Here is a 22,216-nt window from a genome sequence, read left to right as displayed (position 1 = left end):
GCCGGGCGGGCCATCGGGGGCCCGGCGGCAGCACGTCGAGGTCGAGACGATTGAACATCCGTCCAGAACAGGGGTGGGCCGGGAACGCGAGGGGCCGGCCCGCGCGGTGCGGGCCGGCCCCTCGCGTCCGGGCGTGTGCGGTCAGGCTCCCTCGACGAGGCTCTTCGGGCGCAGGTCCGTCCAGTGGGTCTCGACGTACTCCAGGCACTCCTGCCGGGCCGCCGGTCCGTGGGCGACCGTCCAGCCCGCGGGGACGTCGACGAAGTCGGGCCACAGGCTGTGCTGGCCCTCGGCGTTGACCAGGACGGAGTAGACGCCGTCGGCGTTCTCGAAGGGGTTGCTGCTCATCGGGTGGATTCCTTCCGTGTGACCAGGGCCCGGAGAGCCCGGAACCAGGTGTGTGCCAGATCCAGGACGGCCTCCTCCGTGAGGAGTTCGCCGGCGTAGGCCCAGTGGGCGCCCAGCTCGGGGCCGCCGGGGCGGTCCTCGGTCAGGGCGTTGAGGGTGAGGGCGTGGGACATGGGCATCCCGGGGTCGGCGTCGAGATCGGCGGCGTCGCCCTCGGGGGCGTACGACCAGTCGGCGGCCTCGGGGACGTCGAAGCGGCCCATGTAGTTGAACTCGATCTGCGGTTCGGCCAGGCGTGCCAGCTCGGGACCCGTGACCGGGTTGAGGTGCCGCAGCAGGCCGTGCCCGACGCCCGCGGCCGGGAGGGCGGTCAGGTGCTCGCGGACCCGGGCGACGGACTCCTCCGGGTCGAGCCCCGCCGCGCCCGGGTCGAGGCGGACGGGGACGACGCTGGTGAACCAGCCGACGGTGCGGGACAGGTCGGCGTTGCCGGCCAGTTCCTCCTCGCGGCCGTGCCCTTCGACGTCGACCAGGACCGCGCTGCCGGGCGCCGCGCCCAGGACGCGGGTCCGCCAGTCCGCCACGGCCTGCGCGAACGCGGTCAGCAGGACGTCGTTGACGCTCGCCCCGTACGCGGCGGGCACCCGGCCGAGCAGCGGTTCGGTGACGTCGGCGGGCAGGGTCAGGGACAGGTAGCGGGTGCTCTCGACGGTGTCCCGTGCGGTGTCGAGCGGGCGGGCCAGCGGCAGCCCCGCGCCGTCCGCGAGGACCGAGGCCCACCAGGGCAGTTCGTCCTCGCGGGACGGGTCCTGGGCGCGGGCGGCGAGCAGTTCCGACCAGCGGCGGAAGGAGATGTCCACCGGCGCCAGGTCGGGGGTGCGGCCCGCGGCCACGGCCTCCCAGGCGGCAGCGAGGTCGGGGAGCAGGATGCGCCAGGTCACACCGTCGACCACGAGGTGGTGGAGGAGCAGCAGCAGGCGGCCCGGCTGTCCCGGCCCGGCGTCGAACCACACCGCGCGCACCATGTCGCCGGTGTCCGGGTCGAGTCCGGCCCGGGCGGTGACCGCGTGGGCGGCGATCGCCTCGCGCAGCCCCGTGTCGTCCGCCCCGGCGACGTCGGCGCGGGCGAGCCAGGACGCCACGTCCACGCTGCCGGGCGCGGGCACGCGCAGCGCCCACCGCTCATCGGCCCCGCCCGTGGAGCACGACTCGGTGCGGGTGCGCTCCAGCCGGGCGCGCAGCATGTCGTGCCGGTCGGCGACGGCCCGCAGCACGGCCAGCAGCCCCTTCTCGTCCAGGTCCGCCGGGGTCCGCAGCAGGGCGGCCTGGTGGTAGCCCCAGATGGGGCCGCCGCGCTCGCCCAGGGCGTGCATGATCGGGGTGAGCGGGACCAGGCCCGTGCCGTCGTCGTGCGTGCGGGCCGACTCGTCCCCGGCGAGCGGGATCGCGGCCTCCGCCAGCGAGGCCGCGTCGCGGAGCTGGAACACCTGGCGCGGGGTGATCCGCAGCCCGGCCGCGCGGGCCCGGCTGACGAACTGCATGGCGACGATGCTGTCGCCGCCCAGGGCGAAGAAGTCGTCGTCGGTGCCGACGGCCCCGGCCGGCAGGCCCAGCACCTCGGCGACGATCCCGCACAGGGTGCGTTCGGTGCCGGTCTGCGGCTTGCGGCCGCCCGTGCCGGCGGTGAAGTCCGGGGCGGGCAGCGCCTTGCGGTCCAGCTTGCCGTTGGACAGCAGCGGCAGGGCGTCCAGCACGACCACGGCCGCCGGGACCATGTACTCGGGCAGCGTCGCCGCCACATGGGCCCGCAGGGCGGCGGGATCGGCGCCGCGGCCCTCGGCGGGGACGACGTAGCCGACCAGCTGCCGGACCCGCGGACGGTCCTCGCGGGCGGTGACGACGACCTGGCCGACCGCGTCGTGTCCGGCCAGGGCCCGCTCGACCTCGGCGAGTTCGATCCGGTAGCCGCGGATCTTGACCTGGTCGTCGGAACGGCCGGTGTACTCCAGCTGCCCCTCCTCGGTCCACCGCGCGAGGTCGCCGGTGCGGTACATCCGGGCGCCCGGCGGGCCGTACGGGTCGGCGACGAAGCGCTCGGCCGTCAGGTCGGGGCGGCCGAGGTAGCCGCGGGCGAGGCCGGCGCCGGACAGGTACAGCTCGCCGGTGACGCCGGGCGGCACCAGGCGCAGCGAGCCGTCCAGGACGTACGCCCGCGCGTTGTGGACCGCGCGGCCGACGACCGGGCGGCCGCTGCCGGCGACGCGGGCGACGAGGGCGTCGACGGTGGCCTCGGTGGGACCGTACAGGTTGAACGCCTCGGTCGACTCCAGCGCGGCCAGCCGGGACCAGAGGGCGTCCGGCACGGCCTCGCCGCCGACACCGACCACCGCCAGCGGGCAGTGGCCGCCCTGGATCAGGCCCGCGTCCGCCATCTGCGCCAGCAGGGAGGGGGTCACTTCGATGAAGTCCAGCGCCTCGTCCCGGATCAGGGCGGCGAGGAGCTCGGCGTCGCGGCGCGTCTCGTCGTCCACGATGTGCAGCGCGTGCCCGTCCAGCAGCCACAACTGCGGCTGCCAGGAGGCGTCGAAGGAGAACGACCAGGCGTGGCCCACCCGCAGGTGGCGTCGGCCGGTCAGCTCCTTGGCGCGGTCGTGGAGGTCGTGGCGGTGGCTGTGGAACAGGTTGGCCAGGGCGCGCTGCGTGACGACGACGCCCTTGGGCCGGCCGGTCGAGCCCGAGGTGTGGATGACGTACGCGGGGTGGTCCGGGGCGGGGGCCTGCGGCTCCGCCTCGGGCAGCCCGTCGAGGGCGTCGAGGCTCAGCACCGGGACGCCGGTGTCCGGCAGGGAGCCGGCCAGGGCGTCCGTGGTGAGGATCAGCCGCGGCCGGGCGTCGGCCAGCATGTCGCGCACACGGTCGGCGGGCAGGTCGGCGTCGAGCGGCAGATAGGCGGCGCCCGCCGTCATCACGGCCAGGATCGCCGTGATGTGGTCGGCGGTGCGCGGCAGCGCCAGCGCCACGATGCCCTCGGGACCGGCGCCCGCGCCCGCCAGCACACGGGCCAGCCGGCTGGTCCGGGCGGCGAGTTCGGCGAACGTCCACGTCACCGCCTTGTCGGTGACGGCGACCGCGTCCGGGGAGGCGGCGGCCTGCGCGGCGAACAGGGCGGGGACGGTGGCGTCCGCCGTCGCCGCGAGCAGGGCCGTGTCGTTCCAGGTCTCCAGCAGCGTGCGCCGGTCGGCGTCGCCGAGGATGTCCAGGCGTCCGACGGCGGTGCCGGGGTCGTCCGCCATCGCCTCCAGGACGGCGAGCACGGCCGAGGCCGTCCGTCCGGCCGCGGCCGGGGTGAACAGGTCGGGCCGGAACTCGGCCGTCAGCCGCAGGCGTTCACCGGGCTCGACGGCCCAGGCGAACGGGTAGTGCGTGGAGTCCTCGTGCTCGCGCACCGACAGGCGCAGGCCCGTCTCCTCGCCGTCGTCCGCGACCGGGTAGGACTCGAAGACCATCAGCGTGTCGAAGAGGTCCCCGAGACCGGCGCCGCGCTGGATGTCGGCCAGGCCCAGGTACTGGTGGGGGAGGAGCCGCGCCTGCTCGTCCTGGAGGCGGTCGAGGAGGGCGCCGACCGGTTCCTGCGGGCGCAGCCGGACACGGACGGGCACGGTGTTGATGAACAGGCCGATCATCGACTCGACGCCGTCCAGCTCCGGCGGCCGGCCGGCCACCGTCGCTCCGAACACGACGTCGTCGCGTCCGGTGAGCCGGGACAGCACGATCGCCCAGGCGGCCTGCACCAGGGTGTTGACGGTCAGACCGCGGCGGCGGGCGAGCGCGCCGAGCGCCTCGGTCAGCCGCTCGCCGGCCTCGACGACGTGGGTGCTCGGCACGACCGGGGCCCGGTTGACGTCGGCCGGCACCAGGTGCGTGGGCTCCTCCAGCCCGTCCAGGGCCGCGGCCCAGGCGGCGGCGGAGGCCCCGGTGTCCTGCCGGGCCAGCCAGCCGAGGTAGTCGCGGTAGGGGGCGGTGGCGGGCGGGGCGCTCCCGTCGTAGAGCGCGGTCAGCTCCGCCATCAGGCGGGGCACGGACCAGCCGTCCAGCAGCAGGTGCTGGTGCGACAGCACCAGGCGGTGGCCGCCGTCGTCCGTCCTGGCCAGCAGCAGCCGCAGCAGCGGCGGTTCGGCCGGGTCGAAGCGGCGCCGTTCCTGGAGCAGCAGGCGCTCCCACTCCGCGCCGTCGGCCGCGGTGTCCACCTGGCGCCACGGCAGTGGCACCGAGCGCGGCACGACGGCCACCGGACGGCCCGAGGCGAGGTAGCGGAAGCCCGCGCGCAGGGACTCGTGCCGGTCGAGCAGCGCCTGCCCGGCGGCGCGCAGCCGTTCGGCGTCGACCGGGCCCTCGATGTCGTACGACACCTGGACGGTGTAGACGTCGGGGCCCCGGTCCCCGGAGTCGAAGGAGGCGTGGAAGAGCAGGCCGGCCTGGAGCGGGGAGAGCGGCAGCGCCTCCGTACCTCCGGTCCCGGCGAGTTCGGCACGTTCGGCGTCGGTGAGGTCCGGCAGCAGCGCGGTCGTGTCCGCGGCCTCCTGCCGGACGGTGTCCACGGCGGCCGCGGCCAGGCCGGCCGCCGTCTTGTGCCGGAAGACGTCGCGGGGGGTGATCGTCAGGCCCGCCGCACGGGCCCGGACGACGAGCTGCATCGCGACGATGCTGTCGCCGCCCAGCCGGAAGAAGTCGTCGTCCGCGCCGACGCGTTCGAGGCCGAGGACATCGGCGACGAGCTCGCACATCCGGGCCTCGCGCGGCGTGCGCGGCTGTGTCGCGGTGACCTCGGCGGCGAAGTCCGGCGCGGGCAGCGCCGCGCGGTCGAGCTTGCCGTTGGGTGTGAGCGGCAGGGCGTCCAGGACGACGAAGGCGGCGGGCACCATGTGCTCCGGCAGCGCGGGGGCCGCGTGGGCACGCAGGGCCGCCGGGTCCGCGTCCTGCCCCGGGGTGGGCACGACATACGCCACCAGCCGCTCGTCGCGCAGCACCACGGCCGCCCGTGCGAGGCCCGGCCCGTGGGTCAGCACGCCCTCGATCTCGCCGGGTTCGACGCGGAAGCCGCGCAGCTTGACCTGGTCGTCGACCCGGCCCAGGTACGCGAGTTCTCCGGCGCCCGTCCAGCGGGCCAGGTCGCCGGTGCGGTACATCCGCTCGCCGGGGCCGCCGTACGGGTCGGCGACGAAGCGTTCGGCGGTCAGCCCGGGACGGCCGAGGTAGCCGCGCGCCAGCTGGACGCCGGCGAGGTACAGCTCGCCGGGCACGCCGGGCGGCACCGGGCGCAGCCCGGCGTCCAGCACGTAGGTACGGGTGTTCCACACCGGCCGCCCGATCGGGACGGCGGCCGCGCCGGCGGGGACCGCGTGGGCGGTGACGTCGACCGACGCCTCGGTGGGGCCGTAGAGGTTGTGCAACTCCGCGGCGCCCAGCACCTCGTGGCAGCGGGCGGCGAGCGACGCGGGCAGCGCCTCGCCGCTGCACATCACGCGGCGCAGCCCCGTGGCGCCCGCCGCGGCCGGCTCGTCGAGGAAGGCCCGCAGCATCGACGGCACGAAGTGCGCCGTCGTGACGCCGTGGGTCCGGATCAACTCGGCCAGATAGGCCGGGTCCTTGTGGCCCTCGGGCCGTGCCACGACGAGGGTCGCACCGGTGATCAGCGGCCAGAAGAACTCCCAGACCGAGACGTCGAAGCTCGACGGCGTCTTCTGCAGCACCCGGTCGTCCGGCGTGAGGCCGTAGGCGTCCTGCATCCACAGCAGGCGGTTGACGATGCCCTCCTGCGGCACGACGACGCCCTTGGGGCGGCCGGTCGAGCCGGAGGTGTAGATGACGTACGCCGGGTGGCGCGGGTCGTACGCCGCGGGCAGCGGGCCCGTGGCGGCGCCGGCCGCGGGCGAGCCGTCCGTGCCGACCAGCAGGCGCGGCGCGCCGGTGTCCGGCAGGGCCACGCCGTCCGCCGTCACCAGGCACACCGGTCGGGCGTCGGCCAGCATGAACGCCAGCCGCTCCGCCGGGTAGCCGGTGTCGAGCGGCAGATAGGCGCCGCCCGCGCGGTGCACCGCGAGCAGGGTGACGACGAGGGCGGCCGAGCGCGGCAGCGCCACGGCCACTGTGGACTCCGGTCCGGCGCCCGCGCCGACGAGGGCGTGGGCGAGGCGTTCGACGCGGGCGTCCAGCTCCGCGTAGGTGACCGCCGAGCCGTTGGCCAGCAGGGCGGTCGCGGCCGGGGTGGCCGCCGCCTGGGCGCGGAACAGCTCGGGGAGGGTGATCCCGGGCGCGCGGTGAGCGGTGGCGTTCCACTCCTCCAGCACCCGGACGCGCTCCACCGCGTCCAGCGTCTCGATGCGGCCCACCGGCCGTCCGGGATCGGCAGCGACCTGCTCCAGCAGGCGTTCCATGCGCCGGGCGAGCAGCTCGGCGGTCGGACGGTCGAAGAGGTCGGCGCTGTACTCGATCCAGCCCTGGATGCCGTTGCCCTCGCCCTGCTCGACGAAGTCGAAGCCGAGGTCGAACTTGGCGGTGTCCTGGCCGACCGGTTCCGGCCGGACGGTGAGGCCCGGCAGCACGGGCGTGCCGCCGCGCTCGGCGAGGTGGACGACCATCACCTGGAAGAGCGGGTGCCTGGCGAGGGAGCGGGCCGGGTTGAGGGCCTCCACCAGCCGTTCGAAGGGCAGGTGCTGGTGCTCGTACGCGGCCAGGTCGGTCGCCCGGACCCGGCGCAGCAGCTCCGCGAAGTCCGGGTCGCCGGACAGATCGGTCCGCAGCACGAGGGAGTTGACGAAGAAGCCGACCAGGTCCTCCAGCCGCTCGTCGGCGCGGCCGGAGACGGGAGAGCCGAGCGGGATGTCGTCGCCCGCGCCGAGGCGGTGCAGCAGGGCGGCGACGGCGGCCTGCGAAACCATGAACATGCTGGCGCCCTCACGGCGGGCCAGCGCCCGCAGGGCACGTTCCACCTCGGGCGGGACCGTGAAGCCGACGGTGCCGCCGGCGTGCGAGGACTCCTGGGGACGCGGCCGGTCGGTGGGCAGCGCGAGTTCCTCGGGCAGGTCGCGCAGGGTCTCCGTCCAATGGGCGAGCAGGCTGTCGCCGGACTGGTCCAGCAGCTCGCGCTGCCAGAGCGTGTAGTCGGCGTAACTCACCGGCAGCGGTGCCCACTCGGGGGCCCGGCCCGCGGCGCGCGCCGCGTAGGCCGCGCCGAGGTCGGTGAGCAGGGCCCGGTCCGACCACTCGTCGGTGGCGATGTGGTGCAGGACGAGGAGCAGCACGTGCTCGTCCGGCCCTGTCGCGGACAGGGCGGCGCGCAGCGGGAGTTCACGCTCCAGGTCGAACGGCCGCGCCGCGATCCCGGGCAGCTCGTCCCGAGCGGCGCCGACGAGCGTCGCACGCGCCCGCTCCGGGGCCAGGACGTGCTGGTACGGCACGCCGTCCACGGCCGGGAAGACCGTGCGCAGGGTGGTGTGCCGGGCGACGAGGTCGTTCAGCGCCTCCTCCAGCGCGGCGCGGTCGAGGGCGCCGGTCAGCCGCCAGGCGGCCGGGAGGTTGTAGGAGGGGTCGGCGGCGTCGACCTGGTGCAGCAGCCACAGGCGGTGCTGGGCCGAGGAGAGCGGCAGCCGTTCGGGCAGAGCGCGGGCGGCGACCAGCGGCGGACCCTGCACGGCGCTCCCGCCGTCCAGCAGGGCGGCGAGCCCGGCGGCGGTCGGCGCGTCGAAGACGGCGCGCAGCGGCAGCTCGGCGCCGAACACGGCACGGATGCGGCTGATCAGACGCATCGCGAGCAGCGAGTGGCCGCCGAGGACGAAGAAGTCGTCGTCGATGCCCACCCGTTCGAGGCCGAGCACGGCGGCGAACTGCTCGCACAGCAGCTCCTCGCGCGGTGTGCGGGGCAGCCGGCCGCCGACGGCCGCCGACAGGTCGGGCGCGGGCAGCGCGGACCGGTCCAGCTTGCCGTTGACGGTGCGCGGCAGGGCCGCGAGCCCGACGAAGGCCGCGGGCACCATGTGCTCGGGCAGCGCGGCGGCGACACGGGCGCGCAGCGCGGCCGGATCGGGTTCGTGGCCGGGGGCGGGAACGGTGTACGCGACGAGGCGCGGCACGCCGGGGGTGTCCTCGCGGACGACGACGGCCGCCGCCGACACGCCCGGGTCCGCGACGAGTACGGACTCGATCTCGCCGGGTTCCACGCGGAAACCGCGGATCTTGACCTGGTCGTCGGTGCGGCCGAGGTATTCCACAGAGCCGTCGGCCCTGCGTCGTGCCAGGTCGCCGGTGCGGTACATGCGCTCGCCGGGCTCCCCGAAGGGGTCGGCGACGAAGCGCTCTGCTGTCAGGTCAGGGCGGCCGAGGTAGCCGCGGGCGAGTCCGGCGCCGGCGAGGCAGAGCTCTCCGGGCACACCGAGCGGTGCCGGGCGCAAGCGCGCGTCGAGCACGTATGCGCGCAGGTTGTCCAGTGGCGCGGACCGCTCCGGGGGACCGCTGTGGCGTCCGTAGGCGTCGACGGAGCACTCGGTGGGCCCGTAGAGGTCGTGCACCTCAGTGCCGGGGAGGGCCGCCAGCCGCTGCCAGAGGGCGGGCGGGGTGGCCTCGCCGCCGACGGTGAGGACGGCGGGCGCACGGCCGCCGGGGGCGAGGAAGCCGTGGTGCATCAGCTCGGCCAGGTAGGTCGGCGTGAGGTCCACGTAGTCGGCGCCTTGTGTGTCCAGTTGGGCGACCAGCGCGGCCGGGTCGGTCATCGTCGTCTCGTCCACGACGTGCAGCTCGTGGCCCGCCAGCAGCCACAGCAGCGGGTCCCAGGAGGCGTCGAAGCTGAACGAGGCGGTGTGCGCGGCCTTCAGGACCTCCCGGCCGGTGGCCAGGACCGCCGGCTCGATCATGTCGCGCAGGTGCGCGCCGAAGAGGTTGGACAGGCCCTGGTGGGTGCCGACGACGCCCTTGGGGGTGCCGGTGGATCCGGAGGTGTAGATCGTGTACGCGGCACTGAGCGGCGGGTACCCGGCGGGTCGTGCGGACTCGCCCTCGGGCAGCGGGCCGTCGAGGAGCAGCCGTGCGACGCCCGGCGCGGCCGGGAGGCGTTCGGCGAGGCCGGCGGTGGTCAGCAGGCACACCGGTGCCGCGTCGCGGAGCATGAACGCCAGACGCTCGGCCGGGAGTGCCGGGTCGAGCGGCAGGTAGGCGGCGCCGGAGGCGAGCACGCCGAGGATCGCCGGGACCATGGCGTGCCGCGGGAGGGCCAGGCCCACCACGGCTCCCTCCGTCGCGCCGTGGCGGCGCAGGAGGGCGGCGAGGGCGTCGACGCGGTCGCCCAGTTCGCGGAAGGTCAGCGCGCCCTCGGAGGTCACCAGCGCGGTGCGGCCGGGGTGCGCCCGGACGGTGCCGGCGAGGATCTCGGGGACCGCGCGGTTCTCGGCCGGGTGCCGCGCCGTGTCGTTCCAGGCGCCCGCGGCGGCCTCGTGCTCGGCGGCGGTCAGCAGGTCGAACTCGGCCAGCGGCCGGTCGGGCCGCTCCGCGGCCTGCCGCAGCAGCAGCACCAGGCGTGCGACGAGCAGTGCGGCGGTCGCCTCGTCGGCGAGGTCGGTCGCGTACTCCAGCAGCAGGGCGAGCGGGCGGGCTTCGCCGTGGTCGACGAAGGTGAAGTCGAGGTCGAACTTGGCGGTGCCGGTGTCCATGTCGAACCACTCGGTCGGCAGGCCGAACACGTCGGGGTCGCCGTCCGGGCGGTGGTGGTAGCCGAGCATCACCTGGAACAGCGGGTTGCGGCCCGCCGCGCGCGGCGGGTTCACCGCCTCCACGACCCGGTCGAAGGGCACGTCCTGGTGCTCGAAGGCCTCCAGCGCGGACTCCCGTACCCGGCCGAGCAGCTGACGGAACGTCAAATCGGCGCCCGAGAGGTCGGTGCGCAGCACCAGGGTGTTGACGAAGAAGCCGACGAGGTCGTCCAGGCCGCTGTCGGTGCGTCCCGCGATGGGCGCGCCGAGCGGGATGTCGTCGCCCGCGCCGAGCCGGTGCAGCAGCGCGGCGGTGGCGGCCTGGAACAGCATGAACATGCTGGTCCCGGTCGCGGCGGACAGCTCCCGCAACTCCCGGGCGAGATCCGCGGGGAGCTCGCCGCGCACGATCGCACCGGCGCCGCCGGGGTCGGCCGGGCGCGGTCGGTCCAGGGGCAGTGCCAGCTCCTCGGGCAGGTCGCGCAGCCGCTCGCTCCAGTAGCCGAGCTGCGGACCGCCGACGGCGGCGAGCAGCTCTTCCTGCCACAGCGTGTAGTCCGCGTACTGCACGGGCAGCGGTTGCCAGGACGGAGCCGAGCCCGCCGCGCGGGCGGTGTAGGCGGCCGTGAGATCGGCCATGAACGGGCGGTCGGACCACTCGTCCGTGGTGATGTGGTGCAGGACGACGGCCACCACGTGGTCGTCCGGCGCGACCGCGAACACCTCGCAGCGCAACGGCAGTTGTCCGGCCAGGTCGAAGGGGCGGCGCTGGGCCGCCTCGATCAGCCCGGGCAGCTCGGCCTCGGCGGCGCCGGTCACGGCGAACCCGGGCAGTGCGTCGTCCGCGGGCACGATCCGCTGGTACGGCTCGCCGTCGTGCTCGCCGACGAGCGTGCGCAGCGCCTCGTGCCGCGCCGCCACGTCGTGCAGGGCGTGCCGCAGCGCCTCACGGTCGAGGGCGCCGCGCAGCCGGAAGACCAGCGGGAAGTTGTACGCCGCGCCGCCCCCGGTGAGGCGTTCCACCAGCCACAGCCGGCGCTGCGCGGCGGACAGCGGAACCCGTTCCGGCCGTCCGGCCGCCGCGGCGAGCGCGGGGCGGGCCGGCCGCCCGGCGTCCGCGCGCAGCGCGAGCTGCGCGGGTGTCGGGGCCTCGAACAGGTCGCGGATGGCCAGTTCCGCGCCGAGTTCGGTGCGGGCCCGGCTCACCAGGCGGGTGGCCAGCAGGGAGTGCCCGCCCAGGTCGAAGAAGCCGTCCTCCGCGCCCACCGCCGGCAGGCCCAGCACCTCGGCGAACAGCCGGCACAGCACCTCCTCCTGCGGGGTGCGCGGCCCGCGCCCGCCGCCGAGCGCCACGGCCGGCTCGGCGTCCGGCAGCGCCCGCACGTCGAGCTTGCCGTTGGCGTTCATCGGCAGCCGGTCGAGGGTCACGAAGGCCGCCGGGACCATGTACTCGGGCAGTTCCCGCTTCAGGTCCTCGCGCAGCACCCGCACCAGGGCGCTCGCGTCGCGGCCCGCCGCCGGGTCGTTGGCGTACGGGGCGCTGCCGCCGCCGGGCCGGTACAGCCCGGCGGTCGTCCCGGCGGTGTCCGCGGGCACGAACACCGCCTCGTAGCAGCCCGCTTCGGCAGCCCAGGTGGTGAGCACGCGGTAGCCGAGCCCGGTGCCCAGGTCGTGCAGCGTCTCGGGATCGACGCCGTCCGGTGCGATGCGCCCGTCCGGGACCGCGGTGACGCGCAGCCGCTCGGGACGCCGCTCGCGCAGCCGCGCGGCGAGGTCCGGCGACCACGCGGTGGCGGGTTCGCCGCCCAGCCGCACCGCGGGCTCGCCCCGGTACAGGACGGCGTCGTAGCGGTGCCGGGACAGCTCGTTGTGGTGCACGCCGCGCTTGGTGCGCAGGTCGAGGCCGTAGCCGAGGCCCGCGAAGAAGTCGGGGTCGACCAGGAGTTCCTTCTCCAGCCGCAGCGCGCGGTCCACGGCCCGCTCGAACTCGGCCTCCGCCGTGCCGCGGGCCCGCTGGATCTCGGCGTGGAAAGTGCGGGCGAGCCGCAGGTTGCGGACGTCGCCGACGAAGAGCGCGCCGCCGGGGGCGAGCAGTTCCACGGCGCCGCGGACGACCGACTCCAGGTAGGCCGCGCTCGGGAAGTACTGCACCACCGAGTTGATCACGATCGTGTCGAAGTACCCGGAGGGCAGCCCCTCCAGGTCGTCGGCGGGCCGGCAGCGCAGCTCCACCTTGGCGGCCAGCTCCGGGTCCCGCTTCAGCTCCTCGCCGATCTTGCGGATGACGGGGGCGGCGAAGTCGGTGGCCCAGTATGCCTCCGCCTCCGGCGCCAGCCGGGACAGCAGCAGGCCGGAGCCGACCCCGATCTCCAGGACGCGGCGGGGCCGCAGTTCGCGGATGCGGGCGAGGGTGGCCTCGCGCCACTCGTGCATGTCCTCGAAGGGGATGGGCAGTCCGTCGTACGAGCTGTCCCAGCCCGCGTACTCCTCGGTGAAGACCGCGGTGGAGATCTCCTCGTACTCGTCGGAGTAGATCTCCTGCCACTCGCCGACCTGGGCGCGCTCGGCGGACTCCCGCTCGGCGGGTTCGGCGGCGGCGGGAACGACATAGCCGACCAGCCGGTCGTCGCGGACGACGACGGCGGCCTGCGAGACGCGGGGGTGCCGGCTGAGGGCGGTCTCGATCTCGCCCGGCTCGACGCGGTAGCCGCGGATCTTGACCTGGTCGTCGGTGCGCCCGAGGAAGTCCAGGTTGCCATCGGCATTGCGCCGCACGAGGTCGCCGGTGCGGTACATGCGCTCGCCCGGCTCCCCGAAGGGGTCGGCCACGAACCGCTCGGCGGTCAGGCCGGGCCGGTCCAGGTAGCCGCGGGCCAGGCCGACGCCCGCGATGTACAGCTCGCCGGGGACGCCGTCCGGCACCGGCCGCAGCCACGCGTCGAGGATGTGCGCGCGGGTGCCGCGGATGGGGCGGCCCACGGTCGGCGTGGCGCTGTCCTGGGTGCCGCCGCCGAGGGTGTTGATGGTGTACTCGGTCGGGCCGTACAGGTTGTAGCCGTACGTCCCCTCGGTGTCGCGCAGCCGCGTCCAGACCGTCTCGGGGACGGCCTCGCCGCCGAGCAGCACGAGCGGCGGGACGTGGCCCTCCAGCAGCCCCTCCTCGATGAGCAGGCGCGCGTAGGTGGGGGTGACGTTGACGACGTCGATGCGGTGCCGCTCGCAGTAGGCGGTCAGCGCCGTTGCGTCACGGCGCAACTCCTCGTCGCAAATGTGCACCTCGTGGCCCTCGACCAGCCACAGCAGCTCCTCCCACGACATGTCGAAGGCGAAGGAGACGGTGTGCGCGACGCGCAGCCGCCGTCCGCCCGCCGCCGCGATCGCCGGGGCGAAGATCTGCTTCTGGTGGTTGAGCCGCATGTTCGTCAGACCCCGGTAGGGAGTGACGACGCCCTTGGGGCGGCCGGTGGAGCCGGAGGTGTAGATGACGTACGCGGGGTGCTCCAGGCTGAAGTCCGCGACGACCGGGGCGTCGGACCGCGCGGCGAGCTCGGCGGCCACGGCGGGGTCGTCGAGGAGCACGCGCGGGGTGCCCGCGTCGAGGGTCGCGGAGACGGCGGCGTTCGTCAGGAGCAGCAGCGGCCGGGCGTCCTCCAGCATCAAGGAGAGCCGGTCGGCCGGGTGGTCCAGCTCCAGCGGCAGGTAGGCGGCGCCGGTGCGCAGCACCGCGAAGAGCGCCACGACCATGTCCAGGGAGCGCGGCAGACCCAGCGCCACGACCTTCTCGGGGCCCGCGCCCCGGGCGAGCAGCAGCCGGGCCGTACGGTTCACGGCGGCGTCGAGTGCGGCGTAGCCGAGGGTGCGGTCGCCGAAGACCAGCGCGGTGGCGTCCGGGGTGCGGGCGGCCTGCGCGGCGAGCAGGTCGGCGATCGTCTCGGTGGGCTCCGGCACCCGGCTCCGGGCCCACTCCCGCTCCAGCGCGGCGTGTTCGGCGGGCAGCAGCGGGTCGAGGCGGCCGACGGGCGCGGTCAGGTCCTCGGCCATGCGCTCCAGCAGCAGCGTGAAGCGGTCCAGCAGCGCGCGTGCGGCGTCGTGCGGGACGACGTCGGGGCGGTGCGCGAGGGTGACGAGGACGCGCCGGCCCGGCGTCACGATCAGGTTGACCGGGTAGTGCGTGGCGTCGACGTTGGCGACGGCGGTGGCGCCGTGCTCGGTGCGCAGTCGCTCCAGCCGCTCCTCGGTGTCGTTGTTGCGCAGCACGAAGAGGGTGTCGAACAGCCGCCGGTGGCCCGTCTCGGCCTGGAGCACACCGAGGCCCAGGTACTCGTACGGCATCAGTTCCAGGCGTTCGCCCTGGATGCGCCGCAGCAGGCCGAGGACGGTCTCCGCCGGGTCGAGGGCGACGCGGGCGGGCACGGTGTTGAGGAACATGCCGATGACGTTCTCCACGTCCGGTACCTCGGTCGGGCGTCCGGCCACGGTGGTGCCGAAGACGACGTCCGTGCGGCCCGTTGCGGAGGCCAGGGTCAGGCCCCAGGCCGCGTTGAGCACCGTGTTGAGAGTGAGACCGTGGGCCCGGGCCCGCTCGCGCAGCGCGTCGCCGAGCTCCGCGGGGAGCGGCGCGTCCAGCTGCTCGGGGACGACGGGCTCCAGGCCCGCGTCGGCCACGGCCGGGACGAGCAGGGTCGGTTCCTCCAGGCCCGCCAGCGCGGTGCGCCAGGCGGCCGTCGCGGCGGCGTCGTCCTGGGTGTCCAGCCAGGCCAGGTAGTCCCCGTAGGAGCCGGGGTGCGGCAGCCCGGTGTCGTCGCCGGCCGTCGCGTACAGGGCGAAGAGCTGGTCGAGGAAGAGCCAGGCGGACCAGCCGTCCCACAGGATCAGGTGGCGGCCGATGACGAGGCGGTCGCCGCGCTCCGCTCCGCGCCGCACGAGCAGCATGCGGAACAGGGGCGGCGCCGACAGGTCGAAGCGGCGGGTGCGCTCGTCGTCCATCAAGGCGCTCAGCCGCGCGTCCTGCTCGGCGGCGGGCAGCGCCGACAGGTCCACCGTCTCCAGCGGTACCTCGGGCTCGTCGACGATGAACTGCACGGGCTGGCGCAGCCCGTCACTGGTGAACCCGGCGCGCAGCCCGGGGTTGCGCGCGAGCAGGGTGCGGGCGGCGGCGCGCAGCCGGTCCTCGTCCAGGCGCTCGGCGAAGTCGAAGGACTCGTGGACGGTGTAGACGTCCAGCGCGTTGTCGTCGTACGCGGAGTGGAAGAACAGGCCCTCCTGCAAGGGGGCGAGCGGCCAGATCCCGGCCGGTTCCCCGCCGGCGAGCCCGTGCAGGCGCGCGGTCTCCTCGGGGGTCAGCCCGGGGCGCGGGGGCCCGGTGCGCTCCGCGGCCGCGGCGCCGGTACGGGCGGCCAGGGCGAGGGCGGCGGGGGTGCGGTGCTCGAAGACGTCGCGCGGGGTCAGTTCGAGGCCGGCGGCGCGGGCGCGGCTGGCCACGCCGATGGAGCTGATGCTGTCGCCGCCGAGGAGGAAGAAGTCGTCGTCGGGGCCGGCGTCGGGCAGGCCAAGGACGGCCGCGAAGACCTCCGTCAGCGTCCGTTCGCGGTCGGTGCGCGGCGCGCGTGCCGCGGCACGCTCCGCCTCCGGTGCGGGCAGCGCGGTTCGGTCCAGCTTGCCGCTGGGGGTCAGCGGCAGCTCGTCGAGCACGACGAAGGCGTCCGGGACGAGCGGCGCGGGCAGCACGTCCGCCACGGCGGCGCGCAGGGCGGCGGTGTCCGGGCGGGTTCCGCGCGGCGGCACGACGTACGCGACGAGGCGCTGCTCGCGCACCGTCACCGCGGCTTGGGCGACCTCCGGGAGACGTACGAGGGCGGCCTCGGTCTCGCCGGGCTCGATGCGGTTGCCGCGCAGCTTGACCTGCCGGTCGGTGCGGCCCAGGTACTCGACCGTCCCGTCCGGACGGCGGCGCACGAGGTCGCCGGTGCGGTACATCCGCTCGCCGGGCGCGCCGAACGGGTCGGCGACGAACCGCTCCGCGGTGAGCGCGGCGCGGCCGTGGTAGCCGCGGGCGAGCTGCACACCGGTCAGGTAGAGCTCGCCGGGCACGCCGTGCGGCACGGGGCGCAGGCCGGCGTCCAGCACGCGAAGTCCCGTGTTCCACACGGGCCGTCCGATGGGCACGGTGGTGTCCGGGGCGCCGTCGAAGGGGTGGTGGGTGACGTCGACGGCGGCCTCGGTGGGCCCGTAGAGGTTGTGCAGCGGCACTCCGGTCAGGGCCAGCCAGCGTGCGGCGGCAACGCCCGGCAGGGCCTCTCCGCTGCTGAGGACGCGGCGCAGGCCCGCCGCCCACGAGGCGTCGGCGGTCACCTCCGGCGTGCTGAGGAACGCCTCCAGCATGGAGGGCACGAAGTGCAGGGTGGTGATCCGCTGTTCGCGGACGAGCCCGGCGAGGTACACGGGATCGCGGTGCCCGTCCGGCCGGGCGAGGACGACGGCGGCGCCCTCGCACAGCGGCCAGAAGAACTCCCACACACTGACGTCGAAGCTGGAGGGGGTCTTCTGCAGGACGCGGTCGTCGGCCGTCAGGGCGTACGCGCCCTGCATCCACGCGAGGCGGTTGACGATGGCGCGGTGGGTGACCACGACGCCCTTGGGACGGCCGGTGGAGCCGGAGGTGTAGATCAGGTACGCCGGGTCGTCCGGCCCGGCCTCCTTCCGGACCGCGACGGTCTCCGTGTCCTCCTCGACGGCGTCGACGGCGTCGACGAGGAGCCGTGTCAGGCCCGCCACCTCGGGCAGCCGCGCGGCGTCGGCCGCCGTGGTGACGACGGTGGCGGCGCCGGAGTCGGCGAGCATGTAGGCGACGCGCTCCGCCGGGTAGTCCAGGTCGACGGGCAGATAGGCCGCGCCGGACTTCAGGACGCCGAGCAGCGCGACCATCAGCTCCGCGGAGCGCGGCACGGCGACGGCGACGAAGCGCTCCGGCCCGGCGCCGCGGGCGCGCAGCCGTACGGCCAGCGCCTCGGCACGCGCGTCGAGTTCGGCGTATGTCAAGGTGGTGCCGCCGTGCACGACGGCGGTGGCGCCGGGGGTGCGGGCGGTCCGCGCCGCGATCGCGGCGGGCAGCGTGGTGGCGGGCACCTTGTGGGCGGCGCCGTCGAGCCGGGCCGCGTCCCGCTCGTGCGGGGTGAGCAGTTCGACGGAGCCCACGAGCTGTCCGGGGTCGTCGGCGACGGCCTCCAGCAGCAGGACGAGCCGGGCGGCGAGCGCGCGGACGGCGTCCGCGTCGATGCGCCGCGCGTGGTGCTTGAGGCGCAGGTCCATCCGGCGGCCGGGCTTCACGATGAGCGCGAGCGGATAGTGGACGGTGTCGTGGAAGGCGTGTCCGGTCACGCGCACCGTGCCCGAGGGGTCGGCGAGGCCGGTCCCGGCCGGGTAGTTCTCGAAGACGACGAGCGTGTCGAAGAGTTCGCCGCCGCCCGCGTGCCCCGCGGCCCGCTGGATCTCGGCGAGCCCCAGGTGCTGGTGGTCCAGCAGCGCGCTCTGCTCGTCCTGGAGACGGCGCAGCAGTGCCCCCAGGCCGGTGGACGGGTCCCAGGTCAGCCGGGTCGGCAGGGTGTTGATGAACAGGCCGACCATGGAGGCGATGCCGTCGACGGCGACGTCGCGCCCGGAGACGGTGGTGCCGAAGACGACGTCCTGCTGCCCGGTGAGCCGGCCCAGCAGCAGACCCCAGGCGCCCTGTACGACCGTGCCCAGGGTCACCCCGAGTTCCCGCGCCCGTGCGGCGAGCCGGGCCGTGACCCGCTCGGACAGCTCCGCGCGGATCTGCGCGGGCTCGACGGGCCCGCCGTCCGCGGGGACGTCCACCAGGCGCGTCGGGCCGTCGAGCCCCGCCAGGGCGGACCGCCACGCGGCGCGGGCGGCGTCCCGGTCGGTGCCGGCGATGCGGCGCAGGTAGCCCCGGTAGGCGGGGACCTCGGGCAGCGGCTCCGGGTCGGCCGCGTACAGGGCCATCAGCTCGCGGTGCAGCACCGGCAGCGACCAGCCGTCCGCGACGATGTGATGGAACGTCAGCAGCAGTCGGCTGCGGCCCTCCCCGAGCCGGACCAGCGCGCAGCGCAGCAGCGGCGGGCGGGCGAGGTCGAAGGGGCGGCCGCGCTCGTCGGCGGCGACGGCGTCCGCGAGACCCCGGCGGACACCGTCCTCCTGCGCGGACAGGTCCACCTCGCGCCACGGCAGTCCGGGGTCCCGGACGACGACCTGGACCGGCCGCCCGTCGGAGAGCTGGCGGAAGCAGGCGCGCAGCGGGGCGTGCCGCTGAAGGAGCCGTTCCATGGCGCGGCGCAGGGCGGCGCCGTCGACGGGGCCGGACAGCTCGACGGCCTGCTGGACGACGTAGGCGTCGTGGTCGGCGCCGTCGACGAGCGCGTGGAAGAAGAAGCCTTCCTGGAGCGGGCCGAGCGGCAGCACCTCCTCGACGGCGGCCGGCAGGCCGCCCCGCAGGGCGGTGAGTTCGGCGTCCGTCGGTTCCACCAGCGGGGTGTCCTGCTCGGCGCTGTCCCCTGCGTCCTCCACCGCGTTCCGGGCGACGAGCGCGAGCTCCGCGACCGTGCGGTGCCGGAAGACGTCGCGCGGGGTCAGCCGCAGGCCCGCCTTGCGGGCCAGCACGAGCAGCTGGATGGCCACGATGCTGTCGCCGCCCAGGGCGAAGAAGTCGTCGTCGACGGTGACCGAGCGCACCCCGAGGGCGCGTGCGTACAGCCCGCACAGCAGCTCCTCGCGGGCGTCGCGCGGGGCGCGGCCGGAGCTGAGCGCGGCGTAGTCGGGGACGGGCAGGGCGGCGCCGTCCAGCTTGCCGCTGGGCGTCACCGGCAGCCGGTCCAGCGGAACGAGGGCCGCGGGGACCATGTACTCGGGCAGGAACTCGGCGGCGTGCGCGCGCAGCGCCCGCATCAGCGCGGAGACGTCGCGGAACGGGGCCGGGCGGTTGGCGGGCGGACGGCCGCCACCGGGCCGGTACAGCGGCTCCGCGCACCCGTCGCCGGAGGTGAAGACGGCGTCGACGCTGCCGTCGTCCGCGTCGCCGGTCCAGGTGAGGGCGGCGGACAGGCCGTGCCGTGCGGCGAGTTCGTGCAGTGCCTCCGGATCGACACCCTCGGCGCCGCGGCGGCTGCTGTCGTCGAGCAGGGCGAGGGCGTCGAGGTCCTCGGCGAGGCGGGCGTTGGGCACGGCGGTCACGCGCAGCCGCTCCGGGCGCGCGGCGAGCTGCGCGTCCAGCGCGTCGAGGCCGCCCAGGGCGGACCACGCGATCTCGTCACCCGTGCCGGGAACGGCGGCCGCCGCAGTGCGCAGCACGACGTCGTAGCGGTAGCGGGTCAGCTCGTTGTGGTGCGTGCCCCGCTTGATCCGCACATCGGCGGTGAAGCCGCTCAGGCCCGCGAACCAGTCCGGGTCGACGAGGAGTTCGCCCTCCCACGCCACCGACCGGTCCACGGCGGCGCGCAGCGCCTCCTTGTCGGTGGCGGGGCCGGCGCCGCGGTCGCTCTCCACGGCCGCGCGCAGGGTGCGCAGCAGCCGCAGGTTGCGGACGTCGCCGACGAAGAGCGTCCCGCCGGGCGCGAGCAGCGCCGCCGCCTTGCGGAGCACGTCCTCCAGGTAGTCCGCGCCCGGGAAGTACTGGGCGACGGAGTTGATCACGACGGTGTCGAAGAAGCCCTCGGGCAGCCCGGCGGTGTCGTGCGCGGGGCGGGCCGACAGCTCGACGCGGCCCGCGAGTTCGGGCACCCCCTGGATCTGCGCGCGCAGCGCGGCGACCGCCTCCTCGGAGACGTCGGTGCCCCAGTAGGTCTCGCAGCCCGGCGCCAGCCGGGACAGCAGCAGGCCGCTGCCGACACCGATCTCCAGGACGCGGCGCGGTGCGAGCGCGGCGATGCGCTCGACGGTGGCCGCCCGCCACTCGCGCATGTCGGCGAGGGGGATGGGCAGCCCGTCGTACATGCTGTTCCAGCCCGCGAAGTTCTCCTGGAAGCCCTCGGAGCCCGCCGCGGCGTAGAGCAGTTCGTGCAGGTCCTTCCACTCGGCGACCTCGGCGTCGCCGTCCAGCGACGGCACGACGTAGGCGGCCAGGCGCCGGTCGCCGGGCCGGTCCTCGCGCACGACGACGGCGGCCTGCGCGACGGCGGGGTGGGAGCGCAGCACGGACTCGATCTCGCCCGGCTCGATGCGGAAGCCGCGGATCTTGACCTGGCTGTCGACGCGGCCGAGGAACTCCAGCCGCCCGTCGGCCTTCCAGCGCACCAGGTCGCCGGTGCGGTACAGCCGTTCCCCCGGTTCGCCGAAGGGGTCGGCGACGAAGCGCTCGGCCGTCAGGCCGGGCCGCCCGAGGTAGCCGCGGGCGAGTCCGGCGCCGCCGAGGTAGAGCTCTCCCGCGACACCCGCCGCGACCGGCCGCAGCCGGGCGTCCAGCACGTACGCCCGGGTACCGGGGTCGGGCACGCCGATGGGCACGATCGTCCCGGCCGGGGTGTCGGAGTCGCACAGCCCGAGCGTGGAGTTGGTGGTCGCCTCGGTCGGTCCGTAGGCGTTGAACATCATGCGGCCGCGCGCGTAGCGGCCGACGAGCTCGGGGGAGACGCGCTCGGTGCCGGCGAGCAGCGTCGCCTCGGCGGGCAGGTGCACGTCCTCGGGCATTGCGGCGAGCAGTGCGGGCGGCAGGATCATGAACGTGATGCCGTGGGCGTTCGCGTAGTCGGCGAGCGGCGGCCCCGGGACGCGTCGTTCGGAGGGCACGACGACCAGCCGTCCGCCGGAGAGCAGGCCGAGGCACAGGTCCCAGAAGGCGACGTCGAAGCTGGGGGAGGCGAACTGGAGCACCCGGCTGTGCGGTCCGATGCCGAACCGCTCGCTCTGGGTGGCGACGAGTTTGGCGACGCCCGCGTGGGAGAGCACGACGCCCTTGGGACGGCCCGTGGAGCCGGAGGTGTAGATGACGTACGCGGCGTTCGCGACGGACAGCCGCCCGCCGAGGTCGGGGCCGTGGGCGGGCAGCGCGGCGAGTTCGGCGACGGTGCCCGGGGCGTCGAGGACCAGCGCGGGAACCCCGCCCGGCAGTTCCCGGGCCACGTCGGCGGTGGTGACCAGGCAGACCGGCGCGGCGTCGGCCAGCATGTAGGCGACGCGGTCGGCGGGGTAGTCGGTGTCGACCGGCAGATAGGCGGCGCCCGACTTGAGCACCGCCACCTCGGCGACGATCAGCTCCGCCGAGCGCGGCACGGCCAGCGCCACCACGGCCTCGGGCCCGGCGCCCCGCGCGATCAGGGCGTGGGCCAGGCGGTTGGCCCGTGCGTCGAGTTCGGCGTAGGTGAGCCGGACGTCCTCGAAGACCAGGGCGGTCTCGCCGGGCCGGGTGCGGACCTGCTCGGCGAACATCGCGGGCCAGGTCGCGAGCGGCACCTCGTGGTCGGTGTCGTTCCACGCGTGGAGGACGCGGTGGCGTTCCGCCTCGTCCAGCAGCCGCAGTTCGCCGACGGCCCGGTCCGGGTGCACGCCGGCGTCCGCGAGCAGCGTCGCGTAGTGGCCGAGCACGCGGTCGACGGTGGCCGCCTCGAACAGGTCGGGCCGGTACGCCGCGTGGACCTCGCCCGCGGTCACCCGCAGTTCCAGGTCGAGCGGGCCTCCGGCCCAGTCGCCCGCGGCGAAACCGGTGGTGCAGAGCAGTCCGCCGCCGCGGGTCGGCCCGGCACCCAGCTCGCCGGCGAGCGCGCGGACGGGCACACGGTGGGCGCGGGCCTGCGCCGCGGCGTCGGCGACGTGCGCGGTGAGGTCGGCGAAGGCGGTGTCCGCGGCGACGGTGATCCGCAGCGGCAGTCCGTCGTGGGCGAGGACGATGTCGCCGGCGCCGCTCCCGTAGTGGTGCAGGAGGGCGGCGAACGCGGCGAGGCGGGCCGCCTCGCCCGGCACGGCGCCGGGCAGCGCGCGGGAGCGGACCAGGGCGGGGCCGCAGGGCCGCTGCGGATACGGGAAATCGACGGGGAGAACGGTCTCCTGTGCGAGCGGAACGAGCCGTCCGCGCCAGAATTCCCTTGCCGTCGCCGTCAGTTCTTCGATACCCGACACAGGTGCCCGTGCCTCCCCTTACATGCGGA

2 protein-coding genes are annotated in these 22,216 nt (G+C 75.5%); both read right to left on the bottom strand.

Translation table 11 applies throughout. From position 1 onward, the window contains the following. Window positions 1-141: 141 nt before the first annotated feature. Window positions 142-348, bottom strand: a complete 207-nt coding sequence (locus ACIP64_RS05820) for an MbtH family protein (RefSeq protein ID WP_401582296.1) — start codon at window positions 346-348, stop codon at window positions 142-144. After that, window positions 345-22,187, bottom strand: a complete 21,843-nt coding sequence (locus ACIP64_RS05815; protein ID WP_401582295.1) for a non-ribosomal peptide synthase/polyketide synthase — start codon at window positions 22,185-22,187, stop codon at window positions 345-347. Before ACIP64_RS05815 ends, ACIP64_RS05820 begins: the two co-directional genes overlap by 4 nt. Window positions 22,188-22,216 lie beyond the last annotated feature (29 nt).

The organism is Streptomyces sp. NPDC088733 (assembly GCF_044751185.1).
In the GTDB taxonomy this organism is placed as follows: Bacteria; Actinomycetota; Actinomycetes; order Streptomycetales; family Streptomycetaceae; genus Actinacidiphila.
The sequence above is the reverse complement of the archived record's forward strand: the minus strand, read 5'-3'. Positions and strand labels throughout refer to the sequence as shown.